The sequence below is a fragment of the Sulfuricurvum sp. genome (assembly GCF_028681615.1).
Lineage (GTDB): Bacteria > Campylobacterota > Campylobacteria > Campylobacterales > Sulfurimonadaceae > Sulfuricurvum.
Map to the genome: position 1 here is coordinate 539,305 of NZ_JAQUHV010000001.1, position 25,439 is coordinate 564,743.

Sequence of the window (25,439 nt, forward strand, 5' to 3'; positions counted from 1 at the left end):
TAGAGAGGAGAATGTATGCGCATTGTTTTGCTGCTCGCGGCATGGACATTTTGTCTTTTTGCATCTCCTCTTCTCCTCACTTTTGAGGGCAACAAAAAAATATCCGATAGTGATCTCTATGATGCACTGGGTTTACGAAAACCCTATCCCATAGAGGTATGGGAAGATCGCCCTGCCATCGAATCCGTGGCAATTTCCCAAAGTCTCTCCGCGTTGACAAGCTTTTACCGATCCAAAGGGTTCTATCACACAAAAATTACTTCAGAGACCAGAGAAAACGAGGTTGTTTTTAAAATAGAAGAAAACGATCCTATCCTGGTCGGTGACGTGAAAATCAACAGTCCGATTGACGTGGATTCAGCTGTTTTACTCCAGAATGATGACCTTTTCGACCAAGGAAAATTCTCCGAATCCAAAGCCGAAATCAAAAAACGTTATGCCCAGGCGGGGTATTGCAACGCTCAATTCAACTCCAAGGCATGGGTTGATATTGAAACCAATCATGCCTATCTCCTCTTCGAAGCTACTCCGGGAGAACTCTGTACATTCGGTCCCGTCACCGTCGAATCGACTCCGAATATCAACGGAAAGCTTACCGCCTCAATGCTCCGCTTTAAAGAGGGAGACCCCTATAATGTCGAGGCCATCCGCCAAAGTTACGAAGCCCTCTACGCACGAGAAGGGGTCACACGCGTTATTATCAACGACAACGAACGCAACGGCAGTGTGGTTCCGATTATGCTCAACATCGAAGAGGCCGAACTTCCGATCCGATTTACCGCGGGATTGGGGTACAGCAGCGATGAGGGGATTACGGCGCAGACAGGGATTAAACACCGTAATTTTTTAGGAGATCTAAAGACCCTTTCACTGGATGCACGCTATTCTCCGATCAAACAAGAAGCATCGGGAACCTTTGGTTTACCACTCGAAAACCGTGGACTTTTAGGTGCTGAAATCGGATATAAAAACGAGATTTTTGACGGGTATAAAACTGAAAGTACCTATGAAAAATTTACGGCCAAGTATCAGGACATTCCTGCTTCGGCGATGATGGGGGTATTATTTGACGAAGTCAAAACGTATCAAAGTAAAGATATCGCAACCTTTCCAAACAGCAAGCTTTTCATCGCTTCCCCGATTGGAGAGCTCAATTACGATACACGCGATAAACCGCTCAACCCTACAAAAGGGTATTGGCTGAATGCCAACGTGATGGGATCGTTGTATACACCGTGGCTCTCCGATGCCACCTACCTTAAAACGCTTCTTTCCGGTGCATACATCACCAGTATCGATGAACATGTCTTCGGAGCCAAACTCAAATGGGGAACCCTTCGTGTCTACGACGGATCGGTCCCCTCCTCGTATCGTTTTTACGCCGGTGGGATGAATTCCAACCGTGCCTACATGTATCGGGATTTGGGACCAAAAAACAGTGACGGAGACCCTATCGGATTTGCATCGATAACGGAAGGGACAGTAGAATACCGTTTTCCGATTTATCAGGAGTTTCGAGGGGTTTTATTCAGCGATGTCACCTTTGCGTCTCAAAATATCATTCCCGACTATGCAAAAGACGGATATCTGGGGGTTGGTTTTGGATTCCGCTATGTCACTCCGGTAGGACCGGTCGCAATCGATTTTGGGTTTAATCCCGAAGATTTTGCCCAAAATGCGATCCACTTTCGTATCGGAGAACTGTTTTGAAACGATTCCGTTCGCTCCCTTGGCTAAAGTGGCTGAAACATCTGTTTGTAACATTTCATTTTCTCCTTTACAGTGCCGTATTACTCGGTTCGGCAGCTTTTTATATCGCGTTTCGACCCGACAGTCTTGATATCGTCAACACCTACTTTCTCGAACCCTTTGACATCCACTATTCACGATCTGAAGGATCATTACTCACAGGGTTCACCCTCCATGATGTCCAAAATAAAAAGGCAAAAGCCAAAACCCTCATTCTCAAATACAACCTCGTAAAAATGTTGGAAGGAGAGCATACAATCGATTCTATCCGTATCGACGGGCTGCAACTCCATCTGAGCGATTTTTTGAGTGATGAATCCTCCCCATGGCCGTTTCCGACATTTAAGCTCCGCGAAGTCACCGTCACCAATCTTCAACTCATCAGCACCTATCCGATCGAACTCGATATTCATGCCAAAAACGGCAGTTATGACGGAGACGTACTCGATTTCGCATCCTTCGATGCAACCCTAAAATCACGCTATGCCAGCGGTGCGGTTCATGGCAAAGTATCCAAAAATGCCCTCGTAGGAGTGGGTGATCTTTATCCAAATGCAGTCGAGCTGGCTCCCTACATCGGGAAATTTACGACATTGCCGCGCGTTGTTCGGGTTAAAATCAACGAACTTTCCGATACCAAAGCCCTCTTACAGACTTCCATTGCCAGCCTCCCATCCAAACAAGATGCGCTGCTCAATGCCAATACGATAGCCATCGATTTTCGCTATCGCTATGACGATGATTATTTTGATATCGACGCAACCTATCTTCTACAACGCCTCCAAGATTCGATGCAAACCAAACAACACCTCCGTTATGCCCTTGAAGGAAAAACAACAACCGAATTTGACGGCCTTATCACCTCCGCACATCCGCTTCCATCCAATACCCTGCACGGAGAATTTGCCGATAATACGAAGGGAGTGAACGGTACCATGACCCTCGATGGAAGTACGCTGCATCTCTCCAGCCACGATTACGAGCGTTTTGTATGGGAGCTCCAAAGCGAACACCAAAATCTCAATTTCATCCCCTCTCTTCCTACATTTCTAAGCGCTTCACCTTTGAATCTCAAGGCCAAGGGCGACTATCTGCTTAGCTCGGATGCGATTGAGGGTTTCATCGACGCAACCCATGATTCAGCGATCTTTAGCGGAAAATTTTCCACCCAAAACGGCCATCATTCACTCAAAGGAAATCTCACTCTTCCACCCGATGCACCGTTATGGAAAGGGTGGAAACATAAACCGCCCGAACATCTCGCACTCTATCTCAGCAACGAATCCAATGTCAGTCAGATCAATCTCTCAGCAGACAATTTGGCTCTAACGGCGACGTTGCACGGAGAGAGTATCAAAGGTTCGGGAAACTATATCGGTGCCTTCTTCGACTTTGACGGCAGTCTGTCCGCCAATCAAACCACCCTCAATATTGACACCCTGATCCCGTCCGCGTTCGCTTCTCTCTCCAAACTGGACCCCATAGAGCTAAGTCACGGCGAGTACTACGATATGGAAGTCCGGGCAAAAACACATGTAACCCTAAATAATACCCTCCATATCCAGAGCGATATAACCATTCCCTGGTATGCGGCCGTTCTGGATTCTCAACGCTCTTTCGGAGGAACTGACGGCAAAATCAGTGTTTCGTATAACGACGGCAACATAACGATCCCCCGCTACCGCCTCGAAGTCGCCGGACATGACGTTATGAGCGATAAAACCTCACATATGCATCTGGGAACCGATGGCAAACTCAGTATCGATGAGTTTTGGATCTACGATTCATTGCTTCTCACCGGAACCGTCTCTCCCGACTTGAGTACCTCCCTGCGGCTGCGATCGGATCGGTTTAGTTATCACGGTCCGGAAGGTTCTGCCCATGCGGCGGCGGATATCACTTTTGAACGCGATGCCCAAGCAAACCAGATGCTTGCGGGTTCCATCAACATCTTGGACGCAACCATCACCTATCTGCCGCTGCAACAGCTGAAAGTTATGGACGATGACATTATCATTATCCAGGATGTCCGCCCTCCTAGCCAAATAAAGCTTGCCATGAATCTCCATATCACGGCACAGCAACCGATCCACTACCAGACGAAAGAACTCGATTTACGGATAAACCCCGATATCACCCTCTGGAAAGACCCTATTGCTCTGATGCAGATTTTAGGGATGGTGAGTATCTCTTCCGGTACGGCAAAAACAAGCGGAAAAGAGTTCACCATCAAGCCGAGTGAAATCTATTTCGGCGGGGATGTCCCTCTCAATCCATACTTAAATTTGACGATTGCCTATGAAGTCGATTATAAAAAAATCCTCATCTACGTCACGCACACCCTCGATTCGCCAATTTTTCTCTTTAGCTCGGATCCGGTGATGACGCAAAACGACATCATGAGCTATATCCTCTTCGGTACCCCAGCCGGTACGGCAACGGGAGACAACAGCTCTTCCGGAGTCCGTGCCGATGCAACAAACTTTATGTTAGGAGCAGGGATAAAAGGTCTCATCAACGGAGCAACAAAAATCCAAATCGACACGATGAATATCCTCTCTAACGCCGAGGGGGGGATGGGGTTTGAAGTAGGTGCGAAGCTGAACAAAGACCTCCGTGTCCTCTATAAAAATGACACCCTTTCCAGTGTTCTCGTGCAATATCAGGTCAACCGATGGTTACGCTTGGACGCCGACATCCATGCTCTTGGACAGGGGATCAATGCCGTCTACATCAAAGATTTCAGAGACTTTCTTCCGCATAATAAGCCCATTAAAAAATAAATCTTGATTTCCGTCAAGATGTATCCCTATCGATCCTCTTATACTTTCGGTTATACTCTTATCAAGGAATTTGCCATGATTTTCGAATTTATGCGTGACGATCACCGTGCCTGCGACCATTTGTATACCGAAGCGGAAAATGCATTGGCAGCCAAAAACACTGAAAGTGCCAAAGAGCTGTTCGAAGCATTTTCCAGTGCCACGAACCATCATTTTGATATGGAAGAGAAAGAACTCTTTATCACTTTCGAAAAACGGACGGGGATGATGGGCGGACCGACACAGATGATGCGCTATGAACACCAACAGCTCCGAAGTTTGATCGAATCGATGCGATCGGCTTTAAGTGAAAACCGTGTTAATGATTTTTTCGGGATCGGAGAATCGATGATGATTATGCTGCAGCAGCACAACATGAAAGAGGAACAAATGCTCTACCCGATGATCGATCGTGCGCTCAACGGCGACGCGGAACTCATGATCCAAACGTTGCGGGATATGCCGCTATGATTCTTCTCGACACCCGAGAACTCGATCATCCCGTTCCGCTGGAAATGGCGGTCGATGCGTTCAAAAATCTCAAAAGCGGTGAGGTGATCCATATGATTCATCGACGCGAACCGACCCCACTGTTCGAGATTATCGCTAAAAACGGCGGCAAATACCTCTCGTACGCAGAGAGCGAAAACGTTTGGCATATTTATATTACCCGCGACGGGGATTTGGAGGTGTATCGTGTTTGAGGGGTTATCACTGGATCAGGCACCTCCGATTTCGGTTGTGATGCGCTTTTTTCTGAGCGTACCGATTTTCGGCATCGCCTTATCACTGCTGATGATCATCGCTCCGACAGAGGTTCTCACACCAAATCACCCCCTCTCACTCGCTGCGATACATCTGCTGTTTTTAGGAATTATTACGATGAGCATGATCGGTGCGCTCTTCCAGATGCAAAGCGTCCTCGGCGGTCGTCCTATCCCTGCTCCGGCAGGAAATGCTTTTATTATCCATGCGTTGTTGAATATCGGTATTTTTTCTTTGGCGGGGGCATTTATCACTCAGGCGGCACCGTTGTATGTTATAGCGGCTGTTTTACTCGGAAGTGCTTTGGTGTATACCGTTTTTTTAATCACACCGTTATTGATCAAAGGGGGGAATCACAGTACGCTTCGCGGGATGCTGGTTGCATTGGTCTCCCTTTTTATTGCGGCATTGCTCGGAATTGAGATGGCGGATGCATACGCCCAAATGAGTCTTTCTACCCTCCACACACTTATTCGTGAAACCCACTATTCGTTTGCCCTTATCGGTTGGATCGGCGCATTGATAATCGCGGTTGCGTTTCAAGTGGTGGAGATGTTTTACGTCACAACAGCCTACAGCGACTGGTGCAAACGAAATGTTTTTCGGATCCTGCCTGCCGCATTGGCGCTTAAAACACTTTGGCTTTTTTATGATCTTCCCTACGTTTGGGTGTTTGACCTTCTGATGGCGGGGGTCCTTATGGGATTTTTGACGACGACGGTTCGACGCCTGCGTGAACGCAAACGTCGTGTTAGCGATGTTAGTATCTGGTTTTGGGGCACAGGGATGGGGTTGCTTTTGATCGCTTTGGTCAGCTATATGCTCTCCCTTGTCAGCAACGCCGAACAATTCGTTCAGATTGCTCTGATAGCCTATGCATTGTTTGCCGTATCGATTATTTTGGGGATGATCGGAAAAATTGTCCCGTTTCTGGTCTGGTTCCATCTCAATTCCGCAGGATATATGGATGCACCGATCATGTCGAATATTATCCCTCTCAAACGTTCCCAATCGCTGTTCGGTTTGTTTGTTCTCGTATCCGTTACGGCGATCGTATCGGTAGTGTATCCGCCTCTGCTCATCCTCGCGGGGATAATCGCATTCGCCCTCTTCGCACTTTTAGGCTACAACCTCATCGGTGCATTGAAACTATACCGTTATACTCTCGATCACGGTACCCGCTTCGAACAGGTGTAATCGACGGTAGCTTCCAGCAGTGTTATCTCGTCGCTTTGGATAGGGCTCTCCGTAGGGGCTGAGGCCATCATCGCCATCCCCTTCGCCATTATCGGCATCGGACGTGATGCACCGCCGAAGTTGACACTGCTCACGAGGCATTCCATCCCCGTCTCTTTGGAAAATGCTTCGGACTGATTTCGGGCTTTGCGTAAAAGTTCCAATCGCATGCCACCTTGAACCTCAGCCTCCCGAACACTGCTGACCCCCCAATTCAAAGCTCCCTGGTTCTTTCGGACACCGGTAGCCGTAACCTTATCGATCACCGTACTCAGTTCATTATAGGTATCAATGCTCTTAAACTCGCAATTGAAATTGAGGTTAGCGCTGTAGCCGATAAATTCACGTTTTTGATCTTTGTAGCTGTATTGCGGAGAGAGGTAATATCCACCGCCTCGGCATATCTTTGCATTCGGATCAAACCGTTTTACCTCGGCAACGATGGCATTGAGATGCTCTTTGATCGTATTTTGATTTTTGCCCTGCTCTTCAAAACCGATCTGCCCCTGAAGGACATCGGGCTTCAAAGCCGTTTCCACCCGTTCAACCGTCGTAATATTCATCTGAGCGTTGAGTATTACCGGAATAAAAAATAGTATAAAAAATCTATATTTCATGACAATCCTTTTATAAGCAATTCAATTTTCAAAAAATTTGTACCGAAGCACAATTGTACCCTCTCTTTTGAGCGGAAGTAATAATATATTAATATAAAAAAGAATAAGATGAAAATATAAGCAATATTAACGTTTTTTACGACGCGGAGTAAGAATGCTGATTGATTTAAAACCGTTAAAAGTTTTGTACGTTGAAGACGACGCAATGACGCGTGAAGAGATTCTTTTTTCGCTTACCACTTTCATCGAAACTATCTATACGGCTGAAAACGGTGAAGTAGGGAAAGAACTTTTTTATACTCATCTCCCAGACCTGATCATTACCGATATCCAAATGCCTGTACTCGACGGGCTTAGCATGATCAGTGCGATCAAACAAACCCATCCGAAAATCCCGGTTATCATTATGACCGCGTTTAACGACACCTCCTATTTGTTTAAAGCGATTGAATTAGGAATTACCCAGTACGTCACAAAACCGGTCAATCTCAAGAGCCTACTCTCCAAAATCGATGAAATCGCCGAACAGATTACCCTGAAGAAAAAAGCACTTTGGCAGGAAAAACTCCTAAGTCAGTACAAAACCGCAATTGATCAGACACTGGCGGTGAGTAAAACGGATGCGCTTGGAATCATCACCTATGTCAATGAAAAGTTTTGTACTTTGAGCGGGTATACCTACGATGAGATCATCGGAAACTCCCATTCCCTATTCCGTTCACTCCATGAAAAAAATGAAAAATTTAATTCCCTTTGGGAAACAATCACCAAAGGGGGGCAATGGCACGGCGTGATCGAAAACCGGGCGAAAAACGGAGATCATTTTATCCTCGATCAAACGATTTTTCCACTCTACGATGCGGATAACAACGTCATCGAATACATCTCTATCGGCGATGATGTGACCGAGCTCTTCCATTATCGGGATTTTTTGGAGGTTGAACTTCATCGAAACCGTAAAAGTTTGGCTGAAACGCTCCATTTTCTCGAGCAGTACCAAGAAGCGCTCCAAGTCGGAACAGCCGTATGCCACATGTCCCTCGACGGTAACATTATCGATGCAAACGAAACCTTCTGCAATTTGCTCGGATACACCAAAGATTCTATTATAGAAGTGAAAGAGTGCTCTATTTGTCAAAGCGAAGGATTTGATATTAGCTCCATCCGCGAAACGCTGGCAAAAGAAAATATGTATCGAAAAGAGTTTCACTACCGCACCCGAGAAGGAAGTATTAAAACATTTGATTCCGTATTCGTCCCTATCAGCGATAGCAGCGGCACTATCGTTGAGATTCTCAGTATGCACCATAACATTACCGATCTGCTTGAACTCAATCAAGAGGTTATCAAGACTCAGCATGAAGTGCTCACGGTTCTCGGTGAAGCTGCCGAAAACAAATCGGCGGAAACCGGCAGCCATGTCCAGCGCGTTGCTGCATACAGCCGTTTTTTAGCAGAAAAATATGGACTGAACGACGAAGAGACCCGTTTAATAGAGATGGTGGCACCGATGCATGATATCGGAAAAATCGCCATACCGGACGCGATTTTGCACAAACCGGGAAAACTGAGCGAAGAGGAGATGGAAATCATGAAAACCCACTCTCAGAAAGGGTATCAAATGCTTTCACACTCCGATCGACCGCTGATGAAACACGCGGCACTCGTCGCGCTTCAGCATCACGAAAAATATGACGGAAGCGGCTATCCGGCCGGTCTTTGTGGAGAGGATATCCATATTGCGGGACGGATTATTGCGATTGCCGATGTTTTTGATTCTCTGGGGAGTAAACGCTCATACAAAGAGGCATGGTCACAAGAACAGATTGTTGAGTACTTCCGCGAACAAAGAGGATGCCATTTCGATCCCGTTCTGGTCGATATTCTCCTCGAAAATCTCGATGAAATCAATCTTATCAACACCCGCTTTAAGGATTCATAATGCAAAAATGGGTGATATCCTTACTCGCAATGATTTTAGCAAGCTCTCTGTACGCTGAAAAAATCACCGCTGGACTCTATGATCCGGTACTCAGTTCGCGTGTGTCGAAAAAAGATTACGTTATAGGAATGGACATTTTTCTTAAAGAGATCGTTCGTAACGAAGGAATTGACGCCGAAACCATCTCTTACGATGATCCCGTTAAATTGTCCCATGATTTTGAGAGCGGAAAGCTCAATATGATTGTTTGTGATCCGCTGACAATCGTTGAAAACGTCCCCTTAAATTATCTCCAAAGCGGTATTATGGGGTATAAATACAATCAAACCGATTCCATGACCCTTCTCGTCCTCGTCAATGCCGATGACACCCGTCCGCTCTCCGAGCAGCTGCACGGGAGTATCGCTATGGACGGGGATACGAGCGCAGAGCTCTTTCTCAAAACTCTCATGCTCCAAAACGGTATAACGCAAACCCCCAATCTCATTTCCACTAAAAATCCCCAGCAGAGCATACTGAAACTCTTTTTTCATAAAGCCGATCTTACCCTTATCGATCGCGGTTCGTTTCTCACCGCCGTCGAACTTAATCCGCAAATCAAAACAAAAACAAAAATCCTCGAATCAATCCCCCTCACTCTCGGCTCGGTGAGCTATATGCGTAAAGGGATGTCCAAAGAGCTTCAACAAAAAATCTTCGCCCTAGGCAAACGGATGAACACTACCCCTCGGGGAAAACAGCTCCTCGCCCTCTTTCACGGAAACTATATGGATGAATGCGATCCCAAAGACCTCGCAAGCGTCTATGCTCTCAAAAAAGAGTATGAAACGCTGCACAATCTAAAATCCCTGCACCGGAATAACCGATGAAACCGCTTTTTATGATTATTGCTTTGAGCATTTTTTCCCTTTCGCTGCATGCTGAACAGGTTTTGGTAGGGCTCGATGAAGTGTCACTTACCACCGGTATATCGAGAAAAGACTATACGCTGGGGATGACATTACTCCTGAACGAATTTCTAAAAAAAGAAAATATCGAAACCGTAGTAACGTCCTATGATGATCCAGCCCGCTTGATGGACGATTTTAAGAGTGGCAAGATCAACATGATCGCTTCCAACGCCATTAATGTTATCAAATACCTCCCCATCTCATCGCTCAAGAGCGGAATAACGGGCTATAAATACAACAAATCCGACAACCAAACCCTTTTGCTGCTTACACGTTCCGATAATATGCGTCCTCTGGATGAGCTCATCAAAGGGGTCATTGCGACCGATGGAGACAAGGTAGCCGACCTGTATTTTCGTACCCTGATGCTCCAAAATAAAGCAGCGGAATCCCCCAATTACCTCGTACTGAAAAACAATCAGCAAAGCATTTTAAAACTCTATTTCAAACAAGCTGATATCGCACTGGTCGATCGGGGATCTTTTCTCGTCGCCGCTGAACTCAACCCCAGCCTCAATCGGGAACTGAAAATTGTAAAAGACATCCCCCTCACTCTCGGAACCGTCTGCTATACCCGAAAAGACATGTCGCCGGAGCTGCATTCAAAAGTCATCGCAATGGCCAAAAAAATCAATACTACTCCACGAGGGAAACAGCTGATGCAAATGTTTCACGCGGACAAGATGGACGAATCCACCCTTAACGAACTCGGCAGTGTATCGGCACTGATGAGCCAATACAACGAACTCACCCAACACAAACCAAACCCAACACTAGGAAAAAAACGATGAGAAAAGCCCTCTTCTCTCTTGCAGTATTGAGTGCCGGTCTAATGGCACAAAATCTGAGCCTCGATGATGCAATCCGTATCGCACTGGAGAACAATCGCAATCTCAAGATTTCTCAAACGGCGTTGAAGATCGCCGATGCCCAGTACCATCAGGCGCTCAGTGCACGATATCCTCAGCTCACCGCTTCAGCAACCGCAATGCGGATGGATGAGGATCCGTCGTTTTTAATGAAAGGAACGTTCACTCTGCCTCAAGAGTTCACCAACGGACTAGCACTATCAGGGGCTGTGACTCAAGATGAAATTGCATCTATGATGAGCGGGCAACCAAGTAATCATGCTAACTTAGCAACCACATTGGGTTTGGTTCAAAGCGGTTCTATTCCTTCTCAATCCATTCCTCTTAACATGGATGTTAAACAAATGGACCGTGACCTTGGGGTCCTGCGTCTGGATATGATGTATCCGCTCTATAGCGGTGGGAAAATCGATGCAGTTATCAAACAGGCTGCACTCAACAAAAGCATCCAGTCTGAAGAAGCCCGTCGATCTGAGTCCGAAGTAATCTATGATGTCAAACGATACTATTATGGAGCTATGCTCGCCCAACATCTCAGCGCTGAGACCCATGACACCCTCGAGCGGATGAACATGGTCAAAGATCTCACAGAAACCTTCTATCAAGGCGGATCGCTCAAAGTCAAAAAAACCGACTACCTCCGTACTCTCACCACCGTCAACATGATCGCTTCGATGGACGAAGAGATGAAATCCAATGCCGAACTTGCCAAATCGGCTCTGATCAACGCCACCGGATTGCCATGGAACAGTACGGTCGAACTGACGCAGAACGAGTTCCCTGCACCTCAGCTCAGCGGCGATCTAAAAACTCTTGTTGATGATGCGTATAAGTTTAATCCAACCTATGCACAGCTCAAGCTCGCCATCGATGTGCAGTCGGCTAAAGTGGATGAAGCTTCCAGTGCCTATCTTCCGAGCATCGCCCTCACCGCCAATGCCCAAAAACTGCTCAACAGTTACGATGCAGGGGTGGTGAACGATACGAACAAAAACTCATGGACGATCGGAGTCGGATTACAATGGAATCTGTTTGAAGGATTCCGTACCGATTATGCCGTCCAGGAAGCCAAACTGAATAAGCTCAACTTCCAACACAAAGAAGTCCTCCTCCAAGAAGGGTTGGCTTTACAGGTCAAATACGCCTTTATCAAACTGGGACAAAGCGAGCGCCAAAATGTTGCCCTCACCAATGCTAAAACGAGTGCCACAGAGAATGCCGACCTCAACACCCGTGCCTATCAAGAGGACATGGTAGAGACCAAAGACGTCATTGAAGCGCAAATAATGGAGACCTTCGCCAAAGCAGCCTACTGGAAAAACCTCCACGATTTTGCCGCATCCAAAGCACAGCTCGATTATATCATCGCATCTCAAAGCACTCAGGCTAAATGACGATGATAAATGTCGCCTTTAGCAAAATATCCTAAGCGCCTGGAAGAGGAAAGAATGAAACTTTTTTGGATTCTCCTTTTTTTTCTGACAACCATACAAGCCGAAGAGAAAACACTCATGCGTGCGGGATATGTACTGGAAGGGACATCCGCAGCAGTATCACGTGACATGAAAGCAGGATATGAATTCATCTCCAAACGCTTTTCAAAACATTACAACGTTGAAACGGACGTCATTTTTTTAAAATCGCATGACGATGCCATTGCTTCATTCAAACAAGGAGAACTGGATTATATTGCTATGCCGCTTGCGACATTCGCCCCCTATTACCAAGAGTTCATCCCCTATGAAGGACTCGTTTTCCTCAGCGGAAACGGAAACGATATCCTTCAGCCCTATATAACGCTGGTACGCAAAGAAGATCCTTCGTCGTTAAGTTCGTATGCAGGTAAACGGGCAGCCCATGATGAGAATAATATCAATACCGATATTTACATGGACATGCTCACACTGAATCTTGCCGACAAGCACAGCCGTGAAATGTTTAACCTCGTTTCGACTCCCACACCGCAGAGGGCTGTTTTAATGCTCTTTTTTAATCAGGCAGATATTGCCTTTGTCCCTGTCACGAGCTGGGAAACAGTGAAAACGATGAATCCCACACTGGAACAAAAGCTCAAAATAATCGACAAAAGTCCCAGTGTTTTCGGATACGGAATCGAAATATACCGCAAAAATCTCCCCCGAAACGTACTAGAGGATATGATTAGAATGAACAACGATCTCACACGTTCTGAAGATGGAAAACAGCTGATGCGGATCATGAAGGCAAAAAAACGTTCTCTAATCGAACCCAATCAAATTCCCTCGTACATCGACTATTATCTCCAATACGAGACCCTCTTAAAACGACATGAAAAGAAAAAATAATGCATCTTGATTCTGCTATGACCAACGCTGGCAAATATCTTTTTCAAACCAAAACTTCTCAGTACAATGCCAATTTGCGCTATTATAAAGAATATAAAACACTTTTAAGACCATATAAGGGAAAACATCCATGATCTCTTTTTTCCGCCAAAAACTCCTCTATCAGGTCTATGCGATCATCATCATTCTCATGGCATTGATCATGCTGCTGATCGGTTATCTCGTCTTGCAGGAGCAAGAGCGGACAATTCTGAGCGTCATGCAGACACAGGCACAGACCCTCGCCAAATCGATCGAACTCGTTAGTGCCGATGCGATGGTCACTGACGATCAGAGCTTTTTGGTCGAGCACAACCTAAATGTTCTCGCCCACAGCCCAACGATCCGTTTTATCATTATCTCCAAAAACGGACGAGATGCTCTCTTAACCCGTCAAGGAGAGTGGCGCCTTATCCAAAAACTCCCTGCATCCATCCAAAAACTCGAAAGTGACAATGAGCAGGAACAGATTCTAAACGACCCGTATGCCAAAAAAACTGAAAAAATCTATTATTACACCTATCCGCTCAATTTCGACGGTATTTCATGGGGATGGATCCATCTAGGCTTTTCACTGGAGAGTCTCAATGAAGCCTATAATGCTATCTACAGTGAAATTATTATGATTTTCTTCATCGTTTTCATCATTCTGAGTATCGCGATTTATTTTCTCTCCCGCTATATTGTACAGCCTATCATCGCACTAAGCCATGCGAGTAAAAAAATGGCGCAAGGAGATATGAAAATCACGCTTGACACTACACGAAAAGATGAAATCGGAGAGCTCACGCGAAATTTCAGTGCGATGGCCAAAAGTCTCTCACAAAGTCAGCGAGAACTCAAAAACAGCAATTTTATACTAGAACAAAAAGTTGAAGAGCGTACCCGTGAACTCGAAGAGATCAACCATACTCTGGATGAACGTGTCCGGACTGAAATAGCTCATCGCCGAGAGCAAGAACAGATACTGATTCAGCAGTCTCGCTTTGCAGCTATGGGAGAGATGATCGGGAATATCGCTCACCAATGGCGGCAACCCCTAAATGCCCTTTCTCTATTGCTTCAAAATATCGAAAATGCTTATGATTCCGGCAGGCTTGATCATGCATTCATCCAGCGTGTCATTGAAAAAGGGACGCTGCTCACGACGAACATGTCAACCACGATCGATGATTTCAGAAACTTCTTTAAACCCAATCGGAGTAAAGAGCTCTTTGATGTATCGGCACAGCTGAATACGGTATTACTCATGATGAGCGCCTCCTTTGTAGATAACCGTATCGAAACAATCGTTTCTCTGGAACCTGATTTGGAAGTAACTGGCTTTGCCAATGAATTTTCCCAGGTTCTTCTCAACATCCTCAATAATGCAAAAGAAGCATTGATTGAAACGCAAAAAGATCATCGTCTGATCCAAATTCGTGGATATCGACAAGCCAGTGCGCTTTGCCTAGAAATTTCTGATAATGCCGGAGGGATAAACGAGCAGGTTATCGACAAGATTTTCGATCCCTATTTTACAACCAAAGACGAGGGTAAAGGGACAGGAATCGGACTTTATATGTCAAAAGTAATCGTTGAAACCAATATGCACGGAAAACTAAGTGTCCGTAATGACTCTGACGGCGCTGTTTTCATGATTTGCCTTCCTACCTCATATGAGCAGGAGACGAAGTGAGACTTCAAACCCAATTTTTACTTCTGTTTCTCATTCTATTTGCGATTTTGACTGCCCGTTTGTTTCAAAATGCGACGAATCAAAAAGAAAACATTGATGAAATCCAAAAAATCCGAATACATGAGTTTTCACAAACCTTTCACGAAATCATCGATTTAAAGGTATCAAAACCAAAAGTTTTTGCCTATGACTACAGCTATTGGGATGAAATCGTTGATTTTACAACAAGTCATGATCTGGAATGGGCCCGTATCAATCTCGATGAAGGGCTAAAAACCTTTGAAAGCGACTATGTCTACGTATACAACAGCAAAGGAGCCATGATTTATGAACAATACGATCATAAAAGCTATGATTCCATTGCCCGTTTAATCGATCCGAAAACCTTTAATTTCGATAAACCGCAGATTAAAAACTATTTTATCGTATCACATGGAACACCGATACAAATCTTTATTGCCCCGATTCAGCACAGTGACGACATGCATCGCACCGGCAAGCCCTTCGGATATCTGGTAATCGGAAAAGCATGGACGCCTAGTTTCGTAAAAGATTTTCAAAAAATCACCAAACAAACCGTTACCCTCGAAACACTGGACCGACTCCGCCGTAATCACTTTGATGTCATCTATCCGCTCAAAGGGGAGGACGGAAAAACCGTAGACGCACTAACCGTCAATTTAACGACAACCGCCAGTGATACACTGCATAAGATGGCACAAACCAATATGCTTTCCATTATCGTCATCGGTATACTGGGAATGGGGCTTTCAGGATGGTTTGTCTACCGGCGTATTGTCATTCCGTTACGACAAATATCCAAAGCAATGCGAAGCGGGAATAACCATCCGATTCAATCCTTGCTGCACAAACAAGACGAATTCGGACAAATTGCCCACTTAATCAATAGATTCTTCGAACAAAAAAGTCTCTTGGAAGCCCAGTTAGTACGGACCAATCAGGCAGAACTTGAACAACGGAAACTGGAGGCGGAACTTCGCCTCAGCAACCAGATATTGGAACACAAAGTTGAAGAGCGGACCAAAGAGCTCGAAGCGGCAAATCATACGCTGGATGAGCGGGTTAAAACTGAAATCGCCCGTCGGCATGAGCAAGAACAGCTTTTAATCCAACAAGCGCGTTTTGTGGCAATGGGTGAAATGATCGGAAACATCGCCCACCAATGGCGGCAACCGCTCAATGCCCTCTCGTTGCTTCTGCAAAACATCATTTTCGCATATGAAACCAATCGGCTCGACGACGAACTCATGGAACGGGTTAACAGCAAAGGTAATCTACTGATCAACACAATGTCGACAACCATCGATGATTTTAGGAATTTTTTCCAACCGAATCGCAATAAAGAGATGTTCAATATCGCCGCACAATTGGATAAAACGTTGGAAATACTGCAAGGTACACTTGAAAACAATCACATTGTGTTGGAAAAAGAGGTTGGAGCTGATCTCACTATGTCCGGATTTCCGAATGAGTTTTCACAAGTCATCATCAACATCACTAACAATGCCAAAGATGCTTTAAATGAGCGTGCCGTTGATGAAAAAATCATCCGTATTCAAGGATACGACACTGCTGATGAGATCATCATCCGTATCAGTGATAACGGCGGAGGGATTTCTAAATCCATTATAGATAAAATTTTCGATCCCTATTTTACGACGAAAAAAGAGGGGAAAGGGACGGGGATAGGGCTTTATATGTCCAAAGTAATCGTTGAATCCAGTATGAACGGGAAACTTGTCGCATCCAACGATGCTCATGGAGCGGTATTTACCCTTTACTTCCCGAAATCAATCCAAGGGGATACCGATGCTTCCCTCTAACTTTCCTGCATCATTGCGAATCCTTTATATCGAAGACGATAAAAACACCCAAGAAGAGGTCGCCTTCTTTCTCGAACCGCTCGTTAGCAATCTCTATCTGGCATCCAACGGTCAAGAGGGATTGGATCTCTATCGCTTCCATGCTCCCGATCTAATCATCACCGACATTCAAATGCCGATAATGAACGGTTTGGAAATGATCAAAGAGATTCGGAAAAACGATTCCCGTACCCCTATTTTTATCACGACAGCCTATAATGAAACAACCTATCTTCACGATGCCATCAACAGTGGAGTCAATCGTTACATTCTAAAACCGATCAATTTCAAAAACCTTTCCGAAATTATCCGTGAGTTTTTCCCAAACAACACCAATTATCCCTACTCCATCTATATCGATCGTCACGGCACTATTGCTAACACAACCAATAATTGGTCGGAATTGACCGGATATACACTCGATGATCTACGCAATCTTTCTTTCGAAAACTTCATTGCTCCGCAAGACCGTATGGAGTTTCACCGTTTTCTTGTAAATATGGATTCGCCTCAAGAACATCTCAAACAAAAATTCCATCTTCTCCATAAAAATCAAACTTCACTTGAAACCGTTTTGCATACGGTTCATATAAAATATTATGACGATGCCGCACCTCTCTTTCAGCTCGAATTCAAAACCCTTAATACCTATATCCATGATGAAGAACTCTTGAATAAAACCCTTGAAGCAGAGCGTTTTATCAAAAGATTGATACAGATGAACTCCGTCATTTACAAAGAAATTGCACAAACACGAGAGAAAAATGTATTTCTTCAACACTTGACAGACATTTTCAGTAACAATGATATTTTTGAATTTGCCTTTATTACCTATGCGGATGAAAATAATCTTGTCTGGTTTTCGGAGCAAGGAGTTCATAATGCTCTGGATGCCAAATCGCTGTTCCCCATTCCGATTCCGATGGGTGAGGTCGAATGTCCTATGGCGGAAGTACTCCAAAATCAGACGATCGTGCTGATCGAAGATCTTATCCGCTTTAGCAATTTTGCCAGTAAATCCTATTGGATCGATAACACTATCCGGTCCATGGCGATTCTCCCTTTGTATCAAAAGTCCCGTAGCCAAAAAAGAGGCGCATTTTGTTTTATGCTCAACAAAGCATACAAACTTGACAATGAAGTGTTCGAACTGTTTGAAAATATCACCGAAGCTTTAAACATGGGACTTCAATCGATAGACGATCAAATGGAACGCCACCGTCTCGAAAAACAACTCAGACAAGAGCGGAATTTCATCAAAGAGGTCCTTGAAACAGCGGGGAATATCATCCTTGTCTTTAATCGAGAGGGTTCGATTATCCAATTTAACAAAGCTGCGGAAAAATTTACAGGATATACCTTTGCCGAAGTCGTCGACAAACCATTTTTTTGGAAAAAATTTTTACTTTCGGAACAACAAGATGCCGTAGAATCGATATTCTCAAACGCCTTTAAAAGCGATATTACGACACGCAATGAAAATTTCTGGATATCGAAAGGGGGAGAAAAACGGCTGTTTGATTGGTCCAACACCGTCCTCAAAGATGAAAATGACGAAGTGCAGTATCTCGTTGCCATCGGCAACGATATCACCGAACGAAAACAGAGTGAAGAGATGATCGAACAGCTCGCCTTTTACGATCCGCTCACCCAGTTGCCCAACCGAAGACTTTTTAGCGATTATCTGAATAAATCGATTGCATCCAACAAACGCCACGAACATTTTAACGCACTGCTGTTTTTGGATTTGGACAACTTCAAACCGCTCAACGACTTATACGGTCACGCGGTAGGGGATCTGCTCCTTATCGAAGTGGCCCGCCGTATCAAGAAATGCATACGGGAAAGTGATGTTGCCGCCCGCTTTGGAGGGGATGAATTTGTGATCGTTCTTGATAATCTGGATGAGGATAGAGCGTTAGCAACCGACTATGCCCGTATGGTAGCCGAAAAGATTCGCAGCAGCTTGGCCGAAGTCTATTTTTTATCCCCAAAAGAAGAAGAAACCGCTCCTGTTTTAATAGAACATCACTGCACATCCAGTATCGGAATTGTCCTTTTCGGTAGCGACATTACGGATCAGAACACCCTTATCAAATATGCCGATTCGGCAATGTATCAAGCAAAAGAAGCCGGACGTAATCAAATAGTACTCTACAGTATGAAATAACGCCCTAATAGCTAATGCAGTTCCTGCCGCTCGCTTTTGCCGCATACAAAGCTTTATCCGCCGCTTTTATCAACTCTTCTTTATCCAGACCTTTTTGCATGGTGGCAATCCCGACACTGACGGTTACTTTTGTATCTAAATGAAAATCAAAATGTTCTACAATCGATCTAAAATGCTCGGCGAGCTTTACACTGTTTTCCAGATTGGTATTGAGCGCAAGAATCATAAACTCTTCACCGCCCCAGCGGACACAAACATCGGTATCGCGCGTATGCTGATTCATAAGGGAACCTATCAGCTTGAGCACACGGTCTCCTTTATCATGGCCGTAGCTGTCATTGATTTTCTTGAAGTGATCCACATCCATAAAAAGAACCGAAAAAGGAGTTTCATACCGATTGTATTTTTGAACTTCATTGGATAATCTCTCAATCAATACCCTTCGATTATACAATCCCGTCAAAGGGTCTGTTTGCGAGAGTGCATTGAGAAGCCCGTTTTGTCTGACGACATGCCGAATCAGGACCGCGATAATGGCAAACAGGATGAGAAGGATGACAATTACCCCTTTTTGAGTACTGATAACCCCCTCTTTTTCAACGAGGTTTTCTTTTTGTTTTTCTATCTCTTGATTTAAATGTGCCAACTCATCATTGGCTCTGGTAATTTCTTGCTGTTTTTGTTGATGCGATTTGAGGAGAAATTTAAACACACCCTCTTTTTCCGCAATTTTTTTCTCTCCCGCACTCAGTTTTTCTTTTTGCTGATCGATACTTTTTCGTATAGCTTCCGCTTCACTCTGTTGTGAGTCAATCGTATTTTGTTGATCATTGATCGATTGGAGCTGTTGCGCAATTATCTTGTTTTGGGAATCAATCTTCGCTTGCTGCTCAATCAACCCTTTTTTTTGTGTCTCTATCGCACTGATTTTTTCACTGAGTTCCGTATTTCTCTCTTTGATTTTTTTATTCAATTCGGAGATAGTCTCTTTTTGCTCTTTGAGTTCATTTTGGGAACTTTTATACAGTTTTGCGACATCGATTTCCGTACCGCCGAGTAAAATAAGGTCAGGAGAAATCGATAAAGATCTGTTGATCAGATTCGGTTTATTGATCTCAAACGTGATCAAATTCCCACTTTGGACCAGATTGATCATTACTTTTTGTTTATCTTTATAATCATCGCTGATAAACAATACGTCATCCGACTCATAGTCATGAAACAGTTTCTCATACAGGGCCGAACTTTCATTATCGACATAAATCGCTTGAAGATTTTTGGGAGGTTTACCGTCATTGTAAAAAAAGACTCTGATTTTTTTATCTTCGAGCAATTTTCTCGAAGAGAGCATCAAAAACATATTTTTCAGATTCTCATTTTTCGAAACCACGAGAAGATTGTATTCACTGAATTTAGATTCATTTTGCCAAGTTGTATGTTTTAAAAAATTGTAGACATACGCGACTTTTACCTGATCGCTGTTAATCTCTTTTGCATTCAGCACACTGAGCAACAATCCTAAAACTAACCAAATAACAACTTTCATAACGTCCTAAATACTCATAGTAAATGCGATAGAAAACATTTGTGTGTCTTGTGGGGATTTGTATTTTGAACTGCTATTATAGCGTACACCGTAATAATGCTCGTCGAAAAGGTTGTCTACCCGGAATGAGATTTTCTTATTTTGATCGAATGCATAACTGGCAAACACATTCGTCACAAAATGTCCCTTGACCGATGCAAACTTGCCATTGTCATACGGTGCTGCTTCTATCGGGCTGACCCACATGCATGAAGGGGAAAAGCGCCAATTCTGATAACGGAGTGTTCCCCCCGATTTAAAAACATGTTTCGATTGATACGGAAGATCATAATCATACAGATAATCTATTTTCCCATCGACATAGCTGTAGTTCGCCCAATAGCTCACATCATACCCGGCAAAATACGAATGCCCCTGATATGAGATATCTCCTCCGTAAATCGTTGCTCCGATCGAATTTGCCGCTCCGACGGCCTGAATAATCGTTGTATCGGGAATAAAATAGATCTGATCCGGCAAAGTTTCTTCATTCGAGATAATGTCTTTAACCGTAGTGTAATAAGTTGAAAAACTGATTTGATCATTTTGACTCAAAATAAGATCCAAATCATACTCGTAATTTTTACTTCTTTCCGGCTTCAAATCAGGATTTGCGACCCTGTAGCGATCTGTTTGATAGGTATTGCCGTCCCCCAACGTATTAGGTTTTAGCGCCGTACCGTAAATTTTGTATTTCTGATAATTCGAAGGAGCCAAATACGCTTGGGCATAAATCAGCTTTTGTGTTAGCGTATCGGTGGAGTATATCAAGGCGAAGCGGGGATTGAAGGTTGAACCGTACGAAGAACTATGATCATAACGACCCGCAAGAGATAGCTGTACATTGTCATTCAACGCAATCTGGTCTTGGAGATAGAGCGCTTCATTGTTCCATTTGATATGATAAATCGGTGCCACAATATCCGACCCGGTAAAATAGACAGGACCGGAAATGGAGGGAGTCGCCAAATCGATCGTCATCGGAGTTGATTTAAACGATTCATACGACATTCCGAAAATGATGTTGTGATTGTCAAACTTTTTGTTCAATGTCTCTTCTGCCGCGTATCTTTGCGAGTATGAATATTTATATCCCGGTACGTATGAGGTGTATTTGTTATTGAAATAACTCCCCTCCAAAAGCTCGGTAGAGTCATAGCTTAGCGTTGTAGTTGATTGTACATCCTCTAAAAATGTTCCTTTATAACGTCCGTAATATCCGAACAGAGCCGTGTTCAAATTCGCATTGTTATCATAAAGATTGGTTTTTGAATTCCCACCGTTCATTGCGATCAAGGTTGATTCCGACGAATAGCGGTAATTTACCCCTGTATCAAATCCCCCTTTTTCATACCGTGCCCCAACCGATTTGGTAATAGTGGGTTGATAATCAAATTCTCTGTTTTGTGCACTTTGGATAATCGTTGATCCAAGTTTGACATCCTCACGCAAAAAATCTTGAGGATATGCTTTTTCGAGATCAGCATCCTGATCGTTATGGTAATGTGCTTTCAGAGTCAGCCGGCCATCAAACAACGGCAAAGACTTCACCCCATAAAGGTATTTATACCCCTTCTTACCCCCGGCGACGCTCAATTCGTCATTCGGTGCTTTTGAGCTGATGAGGTTAATAACTCCGCTCATGGCATCCGCACCGTACACAACCGATGCCGGACCGTAAAGCACCTCGACCCGCTCAATCCCAAAGAGCGGATACTGCATTGCATGACTCAACACTTCACCGTCGGTCTGATCGATCTCGATACCGTCTTGAAGGACTTTAAAATAGTTTGTCCCCATAATGCCGCGGATACCGATCTGATTCAAAATACCGCTGTCGGCATACCGCATAATTTGAAATCCGGGAAGATCGTTTAACAGCTCATCCAGTCCGCGGTAACCCCGGTCTTCTATTTGTTCTTTTGAAACAACGATCATTTTGGCAGGGGTAAAGTTCAAACTCTGTACTGATTTGGAAGCGGATGAAACCTGCAATTTTTGCAAATCGTATAAATCAAGTCCAAAGACATCATCCATCAAATCGATTTTGTATTCATTTGCACTGAGCAAGGCTACAGAAGCGATAAGAGAAAGAAGTTGTTTCATCCATCCACCCTATGTTTTATCACTAAATCCATGAAATTAGTTATTGATATATTATATTAAAAGAAACTATAGTTACAGCTTGAAGTTTGTCTATTTTTAATACGACTGATTATCATTCGTACGATTGGTATTTCAAATTTATCTTTAGGAAGTCTTTGTAGCGGGAGATTATAATTAAGGTCAGCTAGGGATTCGCAATAACCCTATTTTGTGAGCTTTTAAAGGTATTGATTTTAAATAGGTACATTAAAAGGTACATTAATCGAAATGTGTCTCTATAAATCACCGCTTTTGATGATCTTATTATATTAAATAGAATCAATAAATATTGATGGTTTAATCCAACTCACTCCACGCATTAAAGCTTTTTCTGAAATAATCCATTCTTCCAAAGTCTTAGAGCCTTTCGAAGCGTTACAACCAACGCAACATAAAGCTATGTTATCGGGCTGATTAAGTCTAATGTCATTTATGATATGTTCCCAAGATGCTTTTTTTGATCGAATCGAATCATCAAAATTGCATTTGCAATAAATACATTTTTTATCACGTCCAATGACTATGAGTGCAGTTTCTAATGGAATATTCCATCTTTTGGCAGCTTTTAAAAGTTTATTCATAAATTCACTTTCAATGTTTTTACTACTTTTATACTTATAAGACCCAATTGAGAAACCTTACCAAAGGTTATAAAAATTTGACTCTTATATTTTGTTCAACACCATTTCGCAGAACCTTGAAATCACAATAACCTTTTGAGGTATCATAACTTTTCAAAGTATTTTGGAATTTTGTTTCATTCTCAACTTGTTTACCATCAATCTCGACGATTATGTCGCCTTCTAAAAGATTGGATTTGTACGCGGGAGTGTTGTCAAAAATTATTGTTACTTCAAGCCCATCTCTCCCGATTTCAATTCTTTTATCCCGTTGGATATCAATTGCTTTAAACCCAAATTTTAGTGGTTTGGAATCTTTTATATAAAATATAGCACTTTGATCATATCGTCTTTGTGTGTTTGAATACGGTACAGCCATTGTGGTTGTGGATGAGCCGTTGTATGTTGCGTAGCTAGACCCATATCCATTGTAAGCGTTGACGTTCCCAGAATAATAATTAGTTTGAGGAAGAAGTAGAGTTCCGCTATTTGTTTGTGTATTGGTGTATTTAGATGTGTATAAAACTGCAACAGCTTTAACTTTTTTTGCCTGATCTTTAATAGCTTCAATACTTCCCATTTCTCCGTTAAATTCAGAACTCCCAATTGGATAAAAGCGTTTTCTTGCCATTGTTTTAATATCTTTTGTAATATCTGTTGAGGCTATCATATTGGGTTCTTCACCCTCGGCTAAGAAAATAAAGCCATTGTTTGGATTAGAAAATTGTTGTGTTACTGGATGGTTCTCTTGGTAAAATTTAGAATATGGAGAAGCTACGCATCCTGTAAATATGATAAATGCGGAAAGACTAAAAACTTGGATTAAAAATTTTGAAATCTTCATTATTTCCTACTTTTTTGTTAATTTTTAGTGATGAATTCTGTTAAATTATAGCTCAAAAATTTATCATTTGTTTGAAAGAGATGTAAAAAATTTAAGACTTTATATAAATGGTTATTACTCATAAAAGATTGCTAAATATTTTTGTAGATATCAGCCTATCAATAATATTGAAACTTTATGTCTTACAGACTTATTTTGCTTGATAATCTCATTCAATTCCTTGATGAGGCTATAAAGGTGCGGACTCATTTTTAAAGCATTCATCTTGGAGCGTTCTTTGCCGTAGGGAGTTTTAGCTCCCGTAGATTTCTCCCACGGCTTTGTTCTCATAATCCGCTCTCGTTGCATCTGTCGAAACTTGGCACTATTCTTTTTCATAGCACTTTCTCTTTCACGCTGAGAACTTCCGCATCCGTCGCCGTCTCTGTATGGGTGATGGCTTTTTGTAGTTCGTTCTCATTCTCTTCTTTTTTTTCAGAATTTGAATGAAGGTGATTATGTTGTGCAACTTCTTTGATGAAGGTTGTCCTTTTCGGATTGGTGATCTCATTAATTGCCATGATACTTTTACGTGTCTCTTGCATTACTTTCAACTGTAAGCCCGTTAGGACTTCAAAACCATCGATCTTTTTCCCTGCTTCTCCCGTTATGTTTCTAGTCACCATACCATTGAATAATTGAAGCTGTAATATGTTTGTCGTTAGCATTGTGAGAAGATGGGTTGTATCTCCTTTCTGCATCTTTTTAACCATCTCTTTAATATCATCTCTTAAAACTTTTTGAGAGATAGGTGTAGCACCTTCGCCATATTGATATAAGATATTAACCATCCCACTAAAAAGAGGGGAGCTAAACTGCTTTGTGGCGTGTTTTTTATCCTCTTCTGCTTTATCTTTGGCTTGTTGTATCTCTGTATTGAATTGCTCATGCCACGTCTTGCATTGTTCGGCGGTAATGTCAAACTCATTCATGATCTCTTCATCGCTCATATCAGACGAAGCGGACAAAATAAAGAGTTTTATCAATCCCCGCTCAAACGCTTGGATTACTCGCTCGTCTTGTCTCAGCTTTTTAGATAGGTTGAGTTCATCAAACATATCATCTATTGAGTATTGATCTTCCGCATAGGTTTCAATCTCTTCGAGTATTGCATCGGTAACTTTATATCTGCCCATTGATCTATCCTTTCGTATTGTAAAAA

Annotated in this window: 20 protein-coding genes; 13 read left to right on the forward strand and 7 right to left on the reverse strand. The window is 43.2% G+C overall.

The features are described from left to right. Nucleotides 1–15: 15 nt before the first annotated feature. The 5 genes from PHE37_RS02870 to PHE37_RS02890 all read left to right on the forward strand — a co-directional run bounded on the left by PHE37_RS02870 (nucleotide 16) and on the right by PHE37_RS02890 (nucleotide 6,533). The gene (locus PHE37_RS02870) at nucleotides 16–1,710 is read left to right on the forward strand and encodes a BamA/TamA family outer membrane protein (protein ID WP_299995718.1); all 1,695 of its coding nucleotides are present in this window, start codon (nucleotides 16–18) and stop codon (nucleotides 1,708–1,710) included. Beyond that, nucleotides 1,707–4,532: a translocation/assembly module TamB domain-containing protein gene (locus PHE37_RS02875; protein ID WP_299995721.1), complete on the forward strand. Its 2,826-nt coding sequence runs from the start codon at nucleotides 1,707–1,709 to the stop codon at nucleotides 4,530–4,532. The genes PHE37_RS02870 and PHE37_RS02875 overlap by 4 nt, the downstream gene beginning before the upstream one ends. 75 nt (nucleotides 4,533–4,607) lie before the next feature. Next, nucleotides 4,608–5,042 carry a hemerythrin domain-containing protein gene (locus PHE37_RS02880; protein ID WP_299995722.1) on the forward strand — a complete coding sequence of 145 codons (435 nt, stop codon included), beginning with the start codon at nucleotides 4,608–4,610 and terminating at the stop codon, nucleotides 5,040–5,042. Next, nucleotides 5,039–5,275 (forward strand): DUF2249 domain-containing protein, encoded by a 237-nt coding sequence (locus PHE37_RS02885; RefSeq protein WP_299995725.1) that lies wholly within the window; start codon nucleotides 5,039–5,041, stop codon nucleotides 5,273–5,275. Before PHE37_RS02880 ends, PHE37_RS02885 begins: the two co-directional genes overlap by 4 nt. Beyond that, the gene (locus PHE37_RS02890; protein WP_299995727.1) at nucleotides 5,268–6,533 is read left to right on the forward strand and encodes a hypothetical protein; all 1,266 of its coding nucleotides are present in this window, start codon (nucleotides 5,268–5,270) and stop codon (nucleotides 6,531–6,533) included. Before PHE37_RS02885 ends, PHE37_RS02890 begins: the two co-directional genes overlap by 8 nt. Here PHE37_RS02890 and PHE37_RS02895 read toward each other — a convergent pair. Next, nucleotides 6,506–7,189, reverse strand: a complete 684-nt coding sequence (locus tag PHE37_RS02895; protein ID WP_300008174.1) for an SIMPL domain-containing protein — start codon at nucleotides 7,187–7,189, stop codon at nucleotides 6,506–6,508. The two genes, PHE37_RS02890 and PHE37_RS02895, sit on opposite strands and share 28 nt — an antisense overlap. 154 nt (nucleotides 7,190–7,343) lie before the next feature. On the opposite strand from PHE37_RS02895, the gene PHE37_RS02900 reads away from it, so the two are divergent. From PHE37_RS02900 to PHE37_RS02935, 8 genes are all read left to right on the forward strand, one after another. Beyond that, nucleotides 7,344–9,131, forward strand: coding sequence for an HD domain-containing phosphohydrolase (locus PHE37_RS02900; RefSeq protein WP_299993789.1), 1,788 nt, complete (start codon nucleotides 7,344–7,346; stop codon nucleotides 9,129–9,131). Beyond that, nucleotides 9,131–10,000 (forward strand): PhnD/SsuA/transferrin family substrate-binding protein, encoded by an 870-nt coding sequence (locus tag PHE37_RS02905; protein ID WP_299993790.1) that lies wholly within the window; start codon nucleotides 9,131–9,133, stop codon nucleotides 9,998–10,000. The genes PHE37_RS02900 and PHE37_RS02905 overlap by 1 nt, the downstream gene beginning before the upstream one ends. Continuing rightward, nucleotides 9,997–10,872 (forward strand): PhnD/SsuA/transferrin family substrate-binding protein, encoded by an 876-nt coding sequence (locus PHE37_RS02910; protein WP_299993791.1) that lies wholly within the window; start codon nucleotides 9,997–9,999, stop codon nucleotides 10,870–10,872. The genes PHE37_RS02905 and PHE37_RS02910 overlap by 4 nt, the downstream gene beginning before the upstream one ends. Beyond that, nucleotides 10,869–12,344: a TolC family protein gene (locus PHE37_RS02915; protein WP_299993792.1), complete on the forward strand. Its 1,476-nt coding sequence runs from the start codon at nucleotides 10,869–10,871 to the stop codon at nucleotides 12,342–12,344. The genes PHE37_RS02910 and PHE37_RS02915 overlap by 4 nt, the downstream gene beginning before the upstream one ends. A gap of 54 nt (nucleotides 12,345–12,398) precedes the next feature. Continuing rightward, nucleotides 12,399–13,274: a PhnD/SsuA/transferrin family substrate-binding protein gene (locus tag PHE37_RS02920; RefSeq protein WP_299993793.1), complete on the forward strand. Its 876-nt coding sequence runs from the start codon at nucleotides 12,399–12,401 to the stop codon at nucleotides 13,272–13,274. A 130-nt stretch (nucleotides 13,275–13,404) separates the two neighbouring features. Continuing rightward, nucleotides 13,405–14,991 (forward strand): ATP-binding protein, encoded by a 1,587-nt coding sequence (locus PHE37_RS02925; protein ID WP_299993794.1) that lies wholly within the window; start codon nucleotides 13,405–13,407, stop codon nucleotides 14,989–14,991. Further along, complete coding sequence (locus tag PHE37_RS02930; RefSeq protein WP_299993795.1) at nucleotides 14,988–16,835, forward strand: ATP-binding protein; 1,848 nt, start codon at nucleotides 14,988–14,990, stop codon at nucleotides 16,833–16,835. Before PHE37_RS02925 ends, PHE37_RS02930 begins: the two co-directional genes overlap by 4 nt. Then, nucleotides 16,822–19,044: a diguanylate cyclase gene (locus tag PHE37_RS02935; protein WP_299993796.1), complete on the forward strand. Its 2,223-nt coding sequence runs from the start codon at nucleotides 16,822–16,824 to the stop codon at nucleotides 19,042–19,044. Before PHE37_RS02930 ends, PHE37_RS02935 begins: the two co-directional genes overlap by 14 nt. Before the next feature lie 4 nt (nucleotides 19,045–19,048). Here the strand turns inward: PHE37_RS02935 and PHE37_RS02940 are convergent, their stop codons facing one another. From PHE37_RS02940 to PHE37_RS02965, 6 genes are all read right to left on the reverse strand, one after another. Then, entirely contained in the window at nucleotides 19,049–20,590 is a 1,542-nt protein-coding gene (locus PHE37_RS02940) for a YfiR/HmsC family protein (protein ID WP_299993797.1), read from the reverse strand. 6 nt (nucleotides 20,591–20,596) lie between these two features. Beyond that, on the reverse strand, nucleotides 20,597–22,735 hold the full coding sequence (locus PHE37_RS02945) for a TonB-dependent receptor (RefSeq protein ID WP_300008176.1): 2,139 nt from the start codon (nucleotides 22,733–22,735) through the stop codon (nucleotides 20,597–20,599). 308 nt (nucleotides 22,736–23,043) lie between these two features. Then, nucleotides 23,044–23,355, reverse strand: a complete 312-nt coding sequence (locus PHE37_RS02950; protein WP_299993799.1) for an HNH endonuclease — start codon at nucleotides 23,353–23,355, stop codon at nucleotides 23,044–23,046. Nucleotides 23,356–23,422: 67 nt separating this feature from the next. Further along, nucleotides 23,423–24,238 (reverse strand): PDZ domain-containing protein, encoded by an 816-nt coding sequence (locus PHE37_RS02955; protein WP_299993800.1) that lies wholly within the window; start codon nucleotides 24,236–24,238, stop codon nucleotides 23,423–23,425. Nucleotides 24,239–24,388: 150 nt separating this feature from the next. Next, complete coding sequence (locus PHE37_RS02960; RefSeq protein ID WP_300008178.1) at nucleotides 24,389–24,616, reverse strand: hypothetical protein; 228 nt, start codon at nucleotides 24,614–24,616, stop codon at nucleotides 24,389–24,391. Next, the gene (locus PHE37_RS02965) at nucleotides 24,613–25,413 is read right to left on the reverse strand and encodes a hypothetical protein (protein WP_299993801.1); all 801 of its coding nucleotides are present in this window, start codon (nucleotides 25,411–25,413) and stop codon (nucleotides 24,613–24,615) included. Before PHE37_RS02965 ends, PHE37_RS02960 begins: the two co-directional genes overlap by 4 nt. Nucleotides 25,414–25,439: the final 26 nt, after the last annotated feature.